11 protein-coding genes are annotated in these 15,171 nt (G+C 61.6%); 9 read left to right on the top strand and 2 right to left on the bottom strand.

The features are described from left to right. Nucleotides 1-44 precede the first annotated feature (44 nt). Nucleotides 45-2,012, bottom strand: coding sequence for a dihydrolipoyllysine-residue acetyltransferase (aceF, locus tag ACX3YF_RS05060; RefSeq protein WP_448645696.1), 1,968 nt, complete (start codon nt 2,010-2,012; stop codon nt 45-47). A gap of 11 nt (nt 2,013-2,023) precedes the next feature. Further along, complete coding sequence (aceE, locus tag ACX3YF_RS05055; protein WP_047536585.1) at nt 2,024-4,669, bottom strand: pyruvate dehydrogenase (acetyl-transferring), homodimeric type; 2,646 nt, start codon at nt 4,667-4,669, stop codon at nt 2,024-2,026. A gap of 72 nt (nt 4,670-4,741) precedes the next feature. Here aceE and ACX3YF_RS05050 point away from each other — a divergent pair, with 72 nt between their 5' ends. The 9 genes from ACX3YF_RS05050 to ACX3YF_RS05010 all read left to right on the top strand — a co-directional run bounded on the left by ACX3YF_RS05050 (nt 4,742) and on the right by ACX3YF_RS05010 (nt 15,150). Further along, the gene (locus ACX3YF_RS05050; RefSeq protein WP_130205025.1) at nt 4,742-5,056 is read left to right on the top strand and encodes a hypothetical protein; all 315 of its coding nucleotides are present in this window, start codon (nt 4,742-4,744) and stop codon (nt 5,054-5,056) included. After that, entirely contained in the window at nt 5,053-7,989 is a 2,937-nt protein-coding gene (gene glnE / locus ACX3YF_RS05045) for a bifunctional [glutamate--ammonia ligase]-adenylyl-L-tyrosine phosphorylase/[glutamate--ammonia-ligase] adenylyltransferase (RefSeq protein ID WP_130205023.1), read from the top strand. The genes ACX3YF_RS05050 and glnE overlap by 4 nt, the downstream gene beginning before the upstream one ends. Before the next feature lie 202 nt (nt 7,990-8,191). Beyond that, complete coding sequence (gene waaF / locus ACX3YF_RS05040) at nt 8,192-9,226, top strand: lipopolysaccharide heptosyltransferase II (protein WP_047536589.1); 1,035 nt, start codon at nt 8,192-8,194, stop codon at nt 9,224-9,226. 1 nt (nt 9,227) lies between these two features. Continuing rightward, a complete protein-coding gene (waaC, locus tag ACX3YF_RS05035; RefSeq protein WP_103403361.1) occupies nt 9,228-10,289 on the top strand; it encodes a lipopolysaccharide heptosyltransferase I in 1,062 nt (353 codons plus the stop codon). Further along, entirely contained in the window at nt 10,289-11,413 is a 1,125-nt protein-coding gene (locus ACX3YF_RS05030; RefSeq protein WP_130205019.1) for a glycosyltransferase family 4 protein, read from the top strand. The genes waaC and ACX3YF_RS05030 overlap by 1 nt, the downstream gene beginning before the upstream one ends. Beyond that, nucleotides 11,410-12,216, top strand: coding sequence for a lipopolysaccharide core heptose(I) kinase RfaP (gene rfaP / locus ACX3YF_RS05025; protein WP_458973477.1), 807 nt, complete (start codon nt 11,410-11,412; stop codon nt 12,214-12,216). Before ACX3YF_RS05030 ends, rfaP begins: the two co-directional genes overlap by 4 nt. After that, the gene (locus ACX3YF_RS05020; protein ID WP_130205015.1) at nt 12,216-12,950 is read left to right on the top strand and encodes a lipopolysaccharide kinase InaA family protein; all 735 of its coding nucleotides are present in this window, start codon (nt 12,216-12,218) and stop codon (nt 12,948-12,950) included. Before rfaP ends, ACX3YF_RS05020 begins: the two co-directional genes overlap by 1 nt. Continuing rightward, nucleotides 12,947-13,699, top strand: a complete 753-nt coding sequence (locus ACX3YF_RS05015) for a lipopolysaccharide kinase InaA family protein (protein WP_448645697.1) — start codon at nt 12,947-12,949, stop codon at nt 13,697-13,699. Before ACX3YF_RS05020 ends, ACX3YF_RS05015 begins: the two co-directional genes overlap by 4 nt. Continuing rightward, nucleotides 13,699-15,150: a lipopolysaccharide kinase InaA family protein gene (locus ACX3YF_RS05010; protein ID WP_458973476.1), complete on the top strand. Its 1,452-nt coding sequence runs from the start codon at nt 13,699-13,701 to the stop codon at nt 15,148-15,150. Before ACX3YF_RS05015 ends, ACX3YF_RS05010 begins: the two co-directional genes overlap by 1 nt. Nucleotides 15,151-15,171: the final 21 nt, after the last annotated feature.

Genomic DNA, 15,171 nt, shown 5'->3' with positions numbered 1-15,171 from the left:
AACGGAACGCGACAGGCCCTCCGGTGAAGGAGGGCCGGCCGGTGTTACAGCAGGATGGTGCGGATGTCCGCCAGCAGGTCGCTCAGACGCTTGGTGAAGCGTGCAGCAGCGGCGCCGTTGATCACGCGGTGATCGTAGGACAGCGACAGTGGCAGCATCAGTTTCGGCTGGAAGGCTTTGCCGTCCCAGACTGGCTGGATGGTTGCCTTGGAAACACCGAGGATCGCCACTTCCGGCGCGTTGACGATCGGCGTGAAGCCGGTGCCGCCAATGTGGCCGAGGCTGGAAATGGTGAAGCAGGCGCCTTGCATGTCGTCAGCGGTAAGCTTCTTGTCGCGGGCCTTGGCAGCCAGCGCAGCCGCTTCGGCCGCAAGCTGCAGCAGGCTCTTCTGGTCGACGTTCTTGATGACCGGTACCAGCAGGCCTTCTGGCGTGTCGACCGCGAAGCCGATGTTCACGTACTTCTTGCGGATGATCGCCTTGCCGCTTGGAGCCAGCGAACTGTTGAAGTCCGGCAGTTCCTTGAGCAGGTGGGCGCAGGACTTGAGCAGCAGCGGCAGGATGGTCAGCTTGACGCCAGCCTTCTCTGCAACGGCTTTTTGAGCGATACGGAACGCTTCCAGCTCAGTGATATCAGCCGAATCGAACTGAGTCACGTGCGGGATGTTCAGCCAGCTGCGATGCAGGCTCGACGCGCCGATTTGCATCAGGCGGGTCATCGGCACTTCTTCGGTTTCACCGAAGCGGCTGAAGTCCACGACCGGAATCGGCGGGATGCCCGCGCCACCGGTTGCGCCGGCAGCAGCGGCCGGTGCTTCCTTGGCCTTCTGCATCATGGCTTTGACGTAGACCTGCACGTCTTCCTTGAGGATGCGACCGTGTGGACCGCTGGCACCCACGGCGCTCAGCTCGACACCGAATTCGCGGGCCAGTTGGCGCACGGCAGGGCCGGCGTGAACCTTGGCGCCTGGCTTGGCTGGAGCAGCGGCCGGGGCAGCTACCGGTGCGGCCGCAGCAGGAGCAGCAGCGGCGGCTGGAGCTGGAGCGCTCGGCGCAGCGGCGGCCGGTGCCGGAGCAGCAGCCGGGGCGGCACCTTTGACTTTCAGCTTCAGGATCAGGTCGCCGGTGCCGACTTCGTCGTCCAGCTTGATCGAAACGCTTTCCACCACGCCAGCGGCAGGCGACGGGATTTCCATGCTCGCCTTGTCGGATTCCAGGGTGATCAGCGACTGGTCGGCTTCAACGCTGTCGCCGGCCTTGACCAGGACTTCGATGATCTTGGCCTTGCCCGACGAACCGATGTCCGGAACGTGGATGTCCTGAACGCTGTCGGCCACCGGTGCGGCCGGAGCAGCAGCGGCTGGCGCTGGAGCAGCGGCGGCAGGTGCGGCAGCCTGGGCCGGAGCGGCCGCAGCCGGCGCCGCAGCACCCGCCACTTCCAGGTCCAGAATCAGGTCGCCGGTGCCGACTTCGTCGTTGAGCTTGACGCTGATGGCTTTGACCACGCCAGCGGCAGGCGACGGGATTTCCATGCTGGCCTTGTCGGATTCCAGGGTGATCAGCGACTGATCAGCCTCGACGGTGTCGCCGACCTTGACCTGGATCTCGATGATCTGGGCCTTGCCCGACGAACCGATGTCCGGCACGTGCACTTGCTGAACCGAAGCAGCAGCAGGTGCAGCGGCAGGCGCGGCCGGTGCTGGAGCAGCGGCAGGAGCCGGTGCAGCAGGCGCTTTTGCAGCAGGCGCAGCGGCAGCCGCAGGGGCCGCCGCAGCGGCACCTTCGACTTCCAGCTCCAGCAACTCGTCGCCTTCTTTCAGGCGATCGCCCAGCTTCACTTTCAGGCTCTTGATGATGCCGGCCTTGGGAGCAGGGACTTCCATGCTCGCCTTGTCCGATTCCAGCGTCAGGATGCTCTGATCGGCTTCGATACGATCGCCGACCTTCACAAACAGTTCAATTACTTCACCTTCACCGCTGCCGATGTCAGGTACGCGAATGAGTTCGCTCACAGAATCTCTCCTCAGCAGTCCAGTGGGTTGCGTTTTTCCGGGTTGATACCGAACTTGGCGATAGCCTCGGCCACCACTTTAGGTTCGATGTCACCACGGTCAGCCAGGGCTTCCAGGGCTGCCAACACCACGAAATGACGGTCGACTTCGAAGAAATGACGCAGTTTCTTGCGGCTGTCGCTGCGGCCGAAACCGTCGGTGCCCAGGACTTTGAATTCCTTGGACGGTACCCACTGACGGATCTGCTCGGCGAACAGTTTCATGTAGTCGGTAGAGGCGATGACCGGACCTTTGCGGCCGTTCAGGCACTCTTCCACGTAGCTCAGCTTAGGCTTCTGGCCAGGGTGCAGACGGTTGCTGCGCTCAACGGCCAGGCCGTCGCGACGCAGTTCGTTGAAGCTGGTAACGCTCCACACATCGGCGCCGACGTTGAACTCTTCACGCAGGATCTTCGCGGCTTCGCGGACTTCACGCAGGATGGTGCCGGAGCCCATCAGCTGAACGTGGTGCGCCGCTTCGCGGTTGTCTTCCTCGAGCAGGTACATGCCCTTGACGATGCCTTCCTCGACACCGGCCGGCATGGCTGGCTGCTGGTAGGATTCGTTCATCACGGTGATGTAGTAGAAGATGTCCTGTTGTTCTTCGGTCATCTTCTTCATGCCGTCCTGGATGATCACCGCCAGCTCGTAGCCGTAGGTCGGATCAAAGGTGCGGCAGTTCGGGATGGTGGCAGCCAGGATGTGGCTGTGACCGTCTTCGTGTTGCAGGCCTTCGCCGTTGAGCGTGGTGCGGCCGGCGGTGCCGCCGATCAGGAAGCCACGGGTACGGCTGTCGCCAGCGGCCCAGGCCAGGTCGCCGATGCGCTGGAAGCCGAACATCGAATAGAAGATGTAGAACGGCAGCATTGGCTGGTTGTGGTTGGAGTACGAAGTACCGGCAGCGATGAAGGAGCTCATGGCGCCCGCTTCGTTGATGCCTTCTTCGAGGATCTGGCCCTTCTTGTCTTCCTTGTAGAACATCACCTGGTCTTTATCGACTGGCTCGTAGAGCTGGCCGACGGAGGAGTAGATGCCCAACTGACGGAACATGCCTTCCATACCGAAGGTACGGGCTTCGTCCGGGATGATCGGGACGATGCGCGGGCCGATTTCCTTGTCCTTGACCAGTTGCGCCAGGATGCGCACGAAGGCCATGGTGGTGGAGATTTCACGGTCGCCCGAGCCGTCGAGGATCGCCTTGAGGGTATCGAGGGACGGGGTCGGTACGCTGAAGCTCTGTGCGCGGCGCTGTGGTACGAAACCGCCCAGTGCAGTACGGCGCTCGCTCAGGTAGCGGGCTTCGGCGCTGTTTGGCTCCGGCCGGAAGAACGGCAGGTTTTCCAGTTCTTCGTCCTTGACCGGAATGTCGAAGCGGTCGCGGAACAACTTCAGGCTGTCGACATCGACTTTCTTGGTGTTGTGCGCGGTGTTTTTCGCTTCGCCGGCACCGGTGCCATAACCCTTGATGGTCTTGGCCAGGATGACGGTCGGTTGTTCTTTGTGGTTGACCGCTTCGTGGTATGCCGCGTAGACCTTGTACGGGTCGTGGCCGCCACGGTTGAGCTTCCAGATCTCGTCGTCGGACAGGTCTGCAACCATCGCCTTGAGTTCTGGGGAGTTGAAGAAGTGTTCACGCACGAACGCGCCGTCTTTGGCTTTGTAGTTCTGGTACTCGCCGTCGATGACTTCGTCCATGCGACGTTGCAGGATGCCGTCGACGTCCTTGGCCAGCAGTGGGTCCCAGAAACGGCCCCAGATGACTTTGGTCACGTTCCACTGAGCACCGCGGAACACGCCTTCGAGTTCCTGGATGATCTTGCCGTTGCCGCGAACCGGGCCGTCGAGGCGCTGCAGGTTGCAGTTGATGACAAAGATCAGGTTGTCGAGCTTCTCGCGGCCAGCCAGCGAGATCGCGCCCAGGGATTCCGGCTCGTCGCACTCGCCGTCGCCCAGGAAGCACCAGATTTTTTGCTTGCCGGCAGGAATGAAGCCACGGGCTTCCAGGTACTTCATGAAACGTGCCTGGTAGATCGCCTGGATCGGGCCCAGACCCATGGACACGGTCGGGAACTGCCAGAAGTCAGGCATCAGCCAAGGGTGCGGGTAGGACGACAGGCCCTGACCGTCGACTTCCTGGCGGAAATTGTTCATCTGGTCTTCGGTGATGCGGCCTTCCATGAACGCACGGGCGTAAACGCCTGGGGAAGTGTGGCCCTGGAAGTAGATCAGGTCGCCGCCGTGTTCGTCGGTCGGGGCCTGGAAGAAGTAGTTGAAGCCGATGTCATACAGGGTCGCACTGGAAGCGAAGCTGGAGATGTGACCGCCGAGGTCAGAATCTTTCAGGTTCGTACGCATTACCATCGCCATCGCGTTCCAGCGTACCAGCGAGCGAATGCGGCGTTCCATGAACAGGTCGCCAGGCATGCGTGCTTCGTGGGTAACGGGGATCGTGTTGCGGTAAGGCGTGGTGATGGCGTAAGGCAACTGCGAACCGCTGCGGGTCGCGAGTTCACCCATACGGGTCATCAGATAGTGAGCACGGTCTTCGCCTTCTTTGTCGAGAACCGATTCCAGGGCGTCCAGCCATTCCTGGGTTTCGACGGGATCGAGGTCTTGCATGGCTTGCTCCAGGGCGGAAAGGCTACCAGAATCGGTTGCCTGAGTTAGCGACTGGCCTTGTGGGCAGACGTTATGAATTCTTGGATTGCCGATAGGTTGTTCCGGCGGCGTGTAGTTTTACTACAAATCATCCGGCATTTCAGCCTTGTTAATGTATATACGAGTAGTAAAACTACAGATAAGCGGCTTGTGGCCCCCGGCTGCGTTGTGAGAATAATCGTCAAGGTTGGTCTTTTGCCAACCGAAAAAGGTGAAAGCTTGATGCTGGCTGCCAAGAAAAAAGAATTTTCAGCTATTTCTAACTTTTGTTCGACAGTACTCCAGGTAGTGTGTTTGCCTGACTCACTACATGCAGCCCAATACACGCCGATCAAGGATAGACCATGAGCCTCCCTTCGCTCGCCGAACTGCCCGCCATTCTGCTGCCGTTTGTCACCCGTGCAGAGCAGTCGTTCCGTACCGCCGTCAGTGCTTTGGACGATGACCATGGCCTGTCCACCTGGACGCCTGAACGCTGGGCGCAATTTGCCCGCGTGACCGCCGCCAGCGATTTCGTGATTGAACAGAGTGTTCGTGACCCTTTGATGTTGCTGGACCTGGTGCGCTCCGGCGAACTGGATCGCCGCTTTGCTCCCGGCGAGTTATGTGCGCAGATTGCCGCGGCGGTGAGCGCCGCCGAGACCGATGATCAGCTCGGTCGCGCGTTGCGCCGTCAACGTGCGCGTCATCAGGTACGGATTATCTGGCGTGACCTGACCCGCCAGGCCGATCTGGTGCAGACCTGCCGCGACCTTTCCGACATGGCCGATGCCAGTATCGACCAGGCCTATCAGTGGCTGTACGCGCGTCATTGCCAGCAGTTCGGCGTGCCGACCGGTCGACGCAGTGGCCAGCCGCAGCAAATGGTTGTCCTGGGCATGGGCAAGCTCGGTGCGGTGGAACTCAATCTGTCGTCGGACATCGACCTGATTTTCGCTTACCCCGAGGGCGGCGAAACCGTTGGTGTGAAACGTCCGCTGGATAACCAGGAATTTTTCATCCGTCTTGGCCAGCGCCTGATCAAGGCGCTGGACCCGATGACCGTCGACGGCTTTGTGTTCCGTGTCGACATGCGCCTGCGGCCTTACGGTTCGGCGGGCGCCCTGGTCCTGAGTTTCAACGCGCTGGAGCAGTACTATCAGGATCAGGGCCGCGACTGGGAACGCTACGCGATGATCAAGTCGCGGGTGGTGGCCGGCGATCAAGTGGCCGGTGCGCAACTGCAAGAGCTGCTGCGCCCCTTCGTTTACCGACGCTATCTGGACTTTTCGGCCATCGAAGCGCTGCGTACCATGAAGCAGCTGATCCAGCAGGAAGTGCGGCGCAAGGGCATGGCCGACAACATCAAGCTGGGCTCGGGCGGCATCCGGGAAGTCGAGTTCATCGCCCAGGCTTTCCAGTTGATTCACGGTGGCCGCGACTTGAGCCTGCAGCAGCGTCCACTATTAAAGGTACTGAACACGCTGGAGGGGCAGGGTTATCTGCCGCCGGCGGTGATCAGCGAGCTGCGTGAAGGGTACGAATTCCTCCGTTACACCGAGCATGCGATCCAGACGATTGCCGACCGCCAGACGCAGATGCTGCCCGATGGCGAACAGGATCAGGCGCGCATTGCCTTTATGTTGGGTTTCGCCGATTGGGCGGCTTTTCATGAGCAACTGATGTACTGGCGCGGCCGCATTGCCTGGCACTTCGCCCAGGTGATCGCCGATCCCGACGAAGACGATGCTGAAAGTGAAGTGGTGGTCGGTGGTGAGTGGCTGCCGCTTTGGGAAGAGGCTCAGGATGAAGAGGCGGCCTGTCGCCAGTTGCAGGAGGGCGGTTTCACTGACGCGCCCAAGGCGCTGAAAGCCCTGGCCAGCCTGCGTGGCAGCCCGCAGTTGCGCGCCATGCAGCGTCTGGGGCGCGAGCGCCTCGATGCGTTTATCCCGCGCTTGCTGGCTCAAGCGGTAGAGCACGCCAACCCGGACCTGGTGCTGGAACGGGTGCTGCCACTGGTGGAAGCCGTGGCCCGCCGTTCGGCGTATCTGGTGCTGCTGACCGAAAACCCCGGTGCCTTGCGACGCCTGCTGACCTTATGCGCGGCGAGCCCGTGGATCGCCGAACAGATCACCCGCTTCCCGTTGCTGCTCGACGAACTGCTCAACGAAGGCCGGCTGTTCAAGCCGCCCCTGGCGCCGGAACTGGCCGCCGAATTGCGCGAGCGCCTGACGCGGATTCCCGAGGACGACCTCGAACAGCAAATGGAGGCCTTGCGTCATTTCAAGCTGGCGCACCGCTTGCGGGTTGCCGCGTCGGAAATCGCCGGCAGCCTGCCGCTGATGAAAGTCAGTGATTACCTGACCTGGCTCGCCGAAGCGATTCTGGAGCAAGTGCTGGCCCTGGCCTGGCGCCAGACCGTGGCCAAGTACGGTACGCCGCTGCGCAGCGACGGGACCCTGTGCGATCCTGGCTTCATCATTGTCGGTTATGGAAAGGTCGGCGGCCTGGAATTGGGGCATGGTTCGGACCTGGATCTGGTGTTCATCCACGATGGCGATCCGCAAGCGGAAACCGACGGGCCGAAGCCTATCGATGGCGCGCAATTCTTTACCCGCCTGGGGCAGCGGATCATTCACTTGCTGACGGCCCAGACCAACTCCGGTCAGCTCTATGAAGTGGATATGCGCCTGCGACCGTCCGGTGCGGCAGGGTTGCTGGTGAGTTCGCTGGGGGCCTTTGCCCGCTATCAGGAAAATGAAGCCTGGACCTGGGAGCATCAGGCATTGGTTCGGGCTCGGGTGCTCGTGGGCAGTGAGGATGTTGGTCGGGCGTTTGAACAGGTTCGCGCGTCGATCCTGGGCAAGGCGCGTGATTTGCCGACCTTGCGCCAGGAGGTCAGCGAGATGCGCGCCAAGATGCGCGACAACCTCGGCAGCAAGAGCACTGCCGCCGGCACCGGGGCAAATGCCTTCGAGGCCACGGCGCCGTTCGATCTCAAGCAGGACGCCGGAGGTATCGTCGATATTGAATTTATGGTGCAATACGCGGCCCTGGCGTGGTCTGAAACACATCCACCCTTGCTGCGCTGGACGGACAATATCCGCATTCTGGAAGAGCTGGAGCACGAAGGCCTGATGCCCGCCGAAGATGCCAGCCTGTTGCGTGAAGCCTATAAAGCTTACCGCTCCGCCGCCCACCGGCAGGCCTTGCAGAAGGACCCGGGGGTGATTCCCGGCGACCAGTTCGCGGACGAACGGCGACAGGTCATGCGAATCTGGCATGAGTTGGGGCTAAGCTGAGGCGGGATATTTGATGCACCCGATACCCCTGTGGGAGCGAGCTTGCTCGCGATGAACTTGAGAGCGCCGCGGGGTGCCGACTTGTCGCGTTATCGTTAACGCCCATCGCGAGCAGGCTCGCTCCTACAGTGGATTTGCGTTGTTCTGTAGAATTTTCGAGGCGGGGAGGCATAAGCCTCCCCGGATCGTTTTTGGAAACCACATGAAAATTCTGATCGTTGGGCCCAGTTGGGTCGGTGACATGGTGATGGCGCAGACACTGTTTCAGTGTCTCAAACAGCGCCACCCGCAATGCGAAATCGACGTGCTGGCCCCCGAGTGGAGCCGGCCGATTCTTGAGCGCATGCCCGAAGTCCGCCAGGCCTTGAGCTTTCCGCTCGGTCACGGCGCGCTGGAGCTGGCGACGCGTCGGCGTATCGGGAAGTCCCTGGCCGACCAGTACGACCAGGCGATCCTGTTGCCCAATTCCCTGAAGTCGGCGCTGGTGCCGTTCTTTGCCGGCATTCCCAAGCGCACCGGTTGGCGCGGTGAGTTCCGTTACGGCCTGCTCAATGACGTGCGCACGCTGGATAAGGAACGTTACCCGCTGATGATCGAGCGCTTCATGGCCCTGGCGTACGAGCCGGGTGTTGAATTGCCCAAGCCTTACCCACGGCCGAGCCTGCGGATCGACCCGGTGACCCGCGAAGCGGCACTGGCCAAGTTCGGTCTGGCCCTCGATCGTCCGGTGCTGGCGCTGTGCCCCGGCGCCGAGTTTGGCGAATCCAAACGCTGGCCGTCCGAGCACTATGCCAAGGTCGCCGAAGCGAAGATCCGCGAGGGCTGGCAAGTCTGGCTGTTCGGTTCGAAAAACGATCACGCCGTGGGCGAGGACATTCGTTCGCGCCTGATTCCCGGTTTGCGCGAAGAATCGGTGAACCTCAGTGGTGGCACTTCGCTGGCCGAGGCGATCGATCTGCTGTCCTGCGCCGATTCGGTAGTCTCCAACGACTCCGGCCTGATGCACGTCGCCGCCGCCCTCAATCGTCCCCTGGTGGCGGTCTACGGTTCGACGTCGCCGGGTTTCACGCCGCCGCTGGCCGAGCATGTCGAGATCGTGCGCCTGGGCATCGAATGCAGTCCCTGCTTCGACCGCACCTGCCGTTTCGGTCATTACAACTGCCTGCGCCAGCTCATGCCGCAAGCGGTGAACGAAGCCTTGCAGCGTTTGCAGGGCACTGTGGTCGAGGTCCAATAGCTTGCGGGTACTGCTGATCAAGACTTCATCGCTGGGCGACGTGATTCATGCGTTACCGGCATTGACCGATGCTGCGCGGGCGATTCCCGGCATCAAGTTCGACTGGGTGGTGGAAGAGGGGTTTGCCGAGATCCCGACCTGGCACCCGGCGGTGGGCAAGGTGATTCCGGTGGCGATCCGTCGCTGGCGCAAGAACATCTGGCAAACCATCAAGAGCGGGGAGTGGAAGCGCTTCAAGCAAAGCGTTCGTGCGACTAAATACGATCTGGTCATCGATGCCCAGGGCCTGCTGAAAAGCGCCTGGCTGACCCGTTACGTCAAGGCGCCGGTGGCCGGCCTCGATAAAAGCTCGGCCCGCGAGCCGATCGCTGCGCGTTTCTATGATCGGCGCCTGGCGGTTGCCCGTGGCCAGCACGCGGTGGAGCGGGTCCGTCAGTTATTCGCCATCGCCCTCGGCTACGACCTGCCCAAGGGCCTGGGCGATTATGGTCTGAGCGTCGAGCGCCTGGTGGAATTGCCACGCAAGAATCCCTACGTGCTGTTTCTGCACGGCACCACCTGGGACACCAAGCACTGGCCCGAAGCCTACTGGCGCGAGCTGGCCGAGCGTGTCGGGTATCTGGGTGTCGGGGTGAAGTTGCCGTGGGGCAATGCCGTCGAAAAGGCCCGCGCCGAGCGCATCGCCAAAGACATGAAGCACGTCGAAGTGCTGCCCAGGCTGAATCTGGCCGGCGTTGGCAAAGTGTTGGCCGGCGCGCAAGGCTGCGTGGCAGTGGACACCGGCCTGGGTCATCTGGCCGCTGCACTGGATGTGCCGACGCTGTCGCTGTTCGGCCCGACCAATCCGGGCCTGACCGGGGCCTATGGCAAGTCGCAGATTCACCTGGCCAGCGACTTCCCTTGCGCGCCGTGCCTGCAAAAGAAATGCACCTACCAACCGACGGCCGAAGATGCCCGTCGGTTCGACCTGAAACGCGAGTGGCCGCTGTGCTTCACGCGTCTGAATCCTGAGCGTGTCGCGAGCCGACTGAGCACGTTGTTACTGGCTGAGGAGCTGCGCTGATGCAATTGGCATTTGTCCTGTACAAATATTTCCCCTTTGGCGGCTTGCAGCGTGACTTCATGCGCATTGCCCTGGAGTGCCAGAAGCGCGGCCACCAGATTCGCGTCTACACGCTGATCTGGGAGGGGGACGTGCCGCCGGGCTTTGAAGTGCTGGTCGCACCGGTCAAGGCGTTCTTCAACCACCGGCGCAACGAAAAACTCAGCGCGTGGATGGAGGCGGACCTGGCCAAGCGTCCGGTCGACCGCTTGATCGGCTTCAACAAAATGCCGGGCCTGGACGTCTACTACGCCGCCGATGGCTGCTTCGAAGACAAAGCGCAGAACCTGCGTAATTCGCTGTACCGGCGCTGGGGGCGGTACCGTCACTTCGCCGAGTACGAACGCGCGGTGTTCGCCAGGGATTCCAGGACCGAAATCCTGATGATTTCCGAAGTGCAGCAGCCGTTGTTCATCAAGCATTACGACACGCCGCTCAAGCGTTTCCATCTGCTGCCTCCCGGCATTGCCCAGGACCGTCGTCGCCCGGCGAATGCGGACGAAATCCGCGCCGGCTTCCGCGCCGAATTCAGCTTGAAGGATGATGAGCTGCTGTTGGTCCAGATCGGCTCGGGATTCAAGACCAAAGGCGTGGATCGCAGCCTCAAGGCCCTGGCCGCATTGCCTGCCGATCTGAAGAAACGTACCCGGCTGTTTGTAATTGGCCAGGACGACCCCAAGTTATTCCAGATGCAGAGCGCCACGTTGGGGCTCGGCGATAACGTCACGTTCCTCAAGGGTCGCAGCGATATTCCGCGTTTTCTGCTGGGTGCCGATGTGTTGATCCACCCGGCCTACAACGAAAACACCGGCACTGTGCTGCTTGAAGCGCTGGTGGCCGGGTTGCCGGTGCTGGTGAGTGCGGTGTGCGGTTACGCCCATTACATTGCCGAGGCCGATGCCGGCCTGGTGCTGGACGAACCCTTCGAGCAGGCGCAGTTGACGCAGTATTTGACGGGCATGTTGAACGACGCTCAAGCACGGGCGGCCTGGAGCCGCAACGGTGTGGCCTTCGCCGAGACGGCCGACCTCTATAGCATGCCGCAGCACGCGGCCGATGTGATTCTGGCGGAGCACGCTGAATGAAGTTGATGCTGGCTGAACCGTTCAAGAGCCTCTGGGCCGGACGCGACCCGTTCGCGGAAGTCGAGGGGCTTCAGGGCGAGGTGTACCGCGAGCTCGAAGCTCGCCGCACCCTGCGCACTGAAGTGGACGGCAACGGGTTTTTCGTGAAGATTCACCGTGGCATCGGCTGGGGTGAGATCTTCAAGAACCTGCTCACCGCCAAGTTGCCGGTGCTCGGCGCGGGCCAGGAGTGGAAAGCCATCCAGCGCCTGCAGGAAGTCGGCGTGCCGACCATGACCGCCGTGGCTTACGGCGAAAAGGGCAGCAACCCGGCGGATCAGCATTCGTTCATCGTCACCGAAGAGCTGGCACCGACCGTCAGCCTCGAAGATTTCAGCATCGATTGGGTCAGGCAACCGCCCGAGCCAAGGCTCAAGCGTGCGCTGATCGCCGAAGTGGCGCGCATGACCGGCATGATGCACCGTGCCGGGGTCAACCATCGCGACTGCTACATCTGCCACTTCCTGCTGCACACCGACAAACCGGTCACCGCAGACGACTTCAAGCTCTCGGTGATCGATCTGCACCGCGCCCAGACCCGCCCGGCGATCACCCGGCGCTGGCGCAACAAGGATCTGGCGGCGCTGTACTTTTCGGCGCTGGATATCGGATTGACCCGGCGCGACAAGTTGCGTTTCCTCAAGAGTTACTTCCAGCAGCCACTGCGCCGGATCCTCGCCGAAGAAGCGTCGCTGCTGGCCTGGCTCGAAGGCAAGGCCAAAAAACTCTACGACCGCAAACAGCGCTACGGGGATGCGCTCTGATGTCGGGCTGGACACTGGAACCGGCATACAGCGATCTGGCAGACGACTTCGGCAGTCTGGAGGCAGTGTTTGCGCTTGAGGGCGAACGCCTGACACGTGATCTGCTGTCCGAGGTCATCCGCGTGCAGCGCAATGGCGTCAATTATTACGTCAAACGCTATGTCGGGGCAGGCAAAGGCCTGCGCCGCTACCTCGGCAAGCCGAGGGTGAAAATGGAATGGCAGAACCTCAAGCGCTTCGCCAAATGGGGCATTCCCACCGCCGAGGTGGTCGCGTGGGGCCTGGAGCGACGCGGCGCGGCTTACGATCGAGGGGCGATGATCACCCGCGAGCTGCCGCATACCGAAGACTTGTCGGTGCTGGCCGGCCGGCACGACCTGAAACTGGCCGACCGGGCGTGGGTCGACACGGTCAGCCGCCAGTTGGCCGGCTACACCCGGACCATGCACGATCACCGCTTTACCCATAACGATTTGAAATGGCGCAACCTGCTGATCGACGATCAGGCCAGGCTGTTCCTGATCGATTGCCCCAACGGTGATTTTTGGCGCGGTTTCTGGCTCAAGTACCGCATTACCAAGGATCTGGCGTGTCTCGACAAGGTTGCCAAGTATCACTTGTCGGCTACCCAGCGCCTGCGCTTTTACTTGCAATACCGTCAACGGACCCGGCTCAATGCGGCCGACAAAAAACGGATTCGGCACGTGGTGAGATTTTTCGAGGGGCGTGAATGACTGATTTCCTGGCGGCTGAAGACCGTGCGCTGCTTGAGCGCCACGGTCTCGGCACATTCGAGGCCCTCTGGACCCGGCAGTTGGATGCCGTGGACGAGCCCAACTCCGTTCCTGGCGGCTGGAGCAGCGTTTTTCGACTGAACCTGGAAGGTCATGGTTTTTACCTCAAGCGCCAGAGCAACTACCTGATGCGCACTTTGCATGCACCTTTTGGCGAGCCCAGTTTTGCCCGCGAATTTCGCAACATCAGCCGCTACGAAAAGCTCGGTATTCCGGCGTTGGAAGCGGTGTTCTACGGTCAGCGCAAAGTCGATGGCGAAGTCCGGGCCATTTTGCTGACGCGCGCGCTGGATGGCTGGGATGACCTGGATTCGCTGTTGCAGCGCTGGTCGGACCTGAGCGAGGCGCAGCATTCGGCCATCTTGCGGGCCTGCGGGCAATTGGCGCGGCTAGTGCACAGCCGGCGCCAGGTGCACGGCTGTTTTTATCCCAAGCACATATTTCTGCGCGCCACCGGTGACGGCTATCAGGCCCAGTTGATCGACCTGGAAAAGACCCGGCTCTTGCTGTTTGGTCAGCGTGACCGGATCAAGGATCTGGAGCCGTTGCTGCGTCGGGCGTCTGTGTGGGGTGCGGCGCAAGTTCGCGAGCTGTTGGCCGCGTACCTGGATCAAGCGCAGGACAGTTCGCTGGTCGATAGCTGGGCAGAGCGGCTGACCGCGCGCCGCGACCACAAGGAGCAACGCTGATGCGTTTGTCCGAGCTGAAAAACGCTGGCCGCAGCCCGAGCCTGCCGCTCAGCCTCTCGTTGGCCGATGCCGCCGGGCCGGCCGATTTGCAGTTGCTGAGCCTGTTACGGGTTTTACCGGGGCAGCGTTATGTGGGCGCCGGTATCTGGCGCGGACGCCCGGTATTGGCCAAGCTGTTGGTGGGCAGCAAGGCGGCGCGGCATTTTCAGCGAGAGCTGGCTGGCGTTCGTTTACTCGCCGAACAAGGGCTGACCACGCCACTGTTGTTGGCCGATGGCCTCAAGGATGGCGAGGGCGGTTGGCTGCTGTTCGATTTTCTTGAGGGCGCCGAAAGCCTCGATGATGCCTGGAAGCGGGTTGAACACCTGCCAATGCTGGCCGATGAGCAATCAGCCGTCCTCGCAGAAGCCCTGGGCGCGATCGGGCAAATGCACCGCAAGGGCCTTTGGCAGGAAGACTTGCACCTGGACAACCTCTTGCGCCAGGGCAATCGCCTCTATTTGATCGATGGCGCCGGGATCCGCAGCGAAACGCCTGGCCAGCCATTGTCGCGCCAGAAAGTCCTGGAAAACCTCGGGGTGTTTTTTGCCCAGTTGCCCAAGTCGATGGAGCCGTACATCGAGGAGTTGCTGGTCTATTACCTGCTGAGCAACGGCGAGCACGCCTTGCCCATGGAGGCCTTGCAGAAACAGATCGACAAGGTCCGCAGCTGGCGCCTCAAAGACTTCCTGATCAAGGTCGGTCGCGATTGCACGCTGTTCAGTGTCCGGCGTGGCGCATTCGGTTTGCAGGCCATTCGCCGCGAGGAAGAGGCGGCGATGCTGCCGGTTCTGGCGCACGCCGATGCCTTGCTCGATCAGGGCCATCTGTACAAGACTGGCGGCGCGGCGAGCGTCGGTAAGGTCGAGGCGGGCGGTCGTACACTGGTCATCAAGCGCTATAACATCAAGGGTTTCGCCCATTGGCTCAAACGCTTCTGGCGCCCGAGCCGTGCCTGGCATTCCTGGCGCGAAGGCAATCGCCTGGCGTTCCTTGGCATCGCTACGCCCAAACCCCTGGCGTTGCTGGAGAAGCGTTTTTTCTGGCTGCGCAGTCGTGCCTATCTGGTCACCGAGTATCTGCCGGGGCCGGACATCATCGAGCGTTTTGCGCCTTACGTTGAAAATGGCGACGCTCCAGAGGCCGAACTGTTGGCGCTGGATCACCTGTTCGCCGAATTGATTCGAGCGCGCATCAGTCATGGCGATTTCAAGGGGCACAACCTGTTCTGGCAACAGGATCGCTGGGCGCTGATCGACCTGGACTCGATGTGTCAGCACGGCTCGCTCGGCAGCTTCGCGCCGGCGTATGCGCGGGATCGGGCGAGGTTCATGCGTAACTGGCCGCAAAGCAGCGCCCTCTATCGAGTCATCGATGAGCGTTTGCCCAAAGACATCATCAGCGCTGACTGAATCGCCTTCGTAAGCAAGTTG

The sequence above is a fragment of the Pseudomonas fluorescens group sp. PF-69 genome (genome assembly GCF_054481235.1).
This window is presented reverse-complemented; position numbering and strand designations above follow the sequence as displayed.

What these genes read in the sequence shown, in the direction of transcription:
- waaF (WP_047536589.1), top strand. Translation starts at nt 8,192, where the DNA reads ATGAAAATTCTGATCGTTGGGCCCAGTTGGGTCGGTGACATGGTGATG.
- aceE (WP_047536585.1), bottom strand. Translation starts at nt 4,669, where the DNA reads ATGCAAGACCTCGATCCCGTCGAAACCCAGGAATGGCTGGACGCCCTG.
- rfaP (WP_458973477.1), top strand. Translation starts at nt 11,410, where the DNA reads ATGAAGTTGATGCTGGCTGAACCGTTCAAGAGCCTCTGGGCCGGACGC.
- glnE (WP_130205023.1), top strand. Translation starts at nt 5,053, where the DNA reads ATGAGCCTCCCTTCGCTCGCCGAACTGCCCGCCATTCTGCTGCCGTTT.
- ACX3YF_RS05015 (WP_448645697.1), top strand. Translation starts at nt 12,947, where the DNA reads ATGACTGATTTCCTGGCGGCTGAAGACCGTGCGCTGCTTGAGCGCCAC.
- ACX3YF_RS05010 (WP_458973476.1), top strand. Translation starts at nt 13,699, where the DNA reads ATGCGTTTGTCCGAGCTGAAAAACGCTGGCCGCAGCCCGAGCCTGCCG.
- ACX3YF_RS05020 (WP_130205015.1), top strand. Translation starts at nt 12,216, where the DNA reads ATGTCGGGCTGGACACTGGAACCGGCATACAGCGATCTGGCAGACGAC.
- ACX3YF_RS05030 (WP_130205019.1), top strand. Translation starts at nt 10,289, where the DNA reads ATGCAATTGGCATTTGTCCTGTACAAATATTTCCCCTTTGGCGGCTTG.
- ACX3YF_RS05050 (WP_130205025.1), top strand. Translation starts at nt 4,742, where the DNA reads ATGAATTCTTGGATTGCCGATAGGTTGTTCCGGCGGCGTGTAGTTTTA.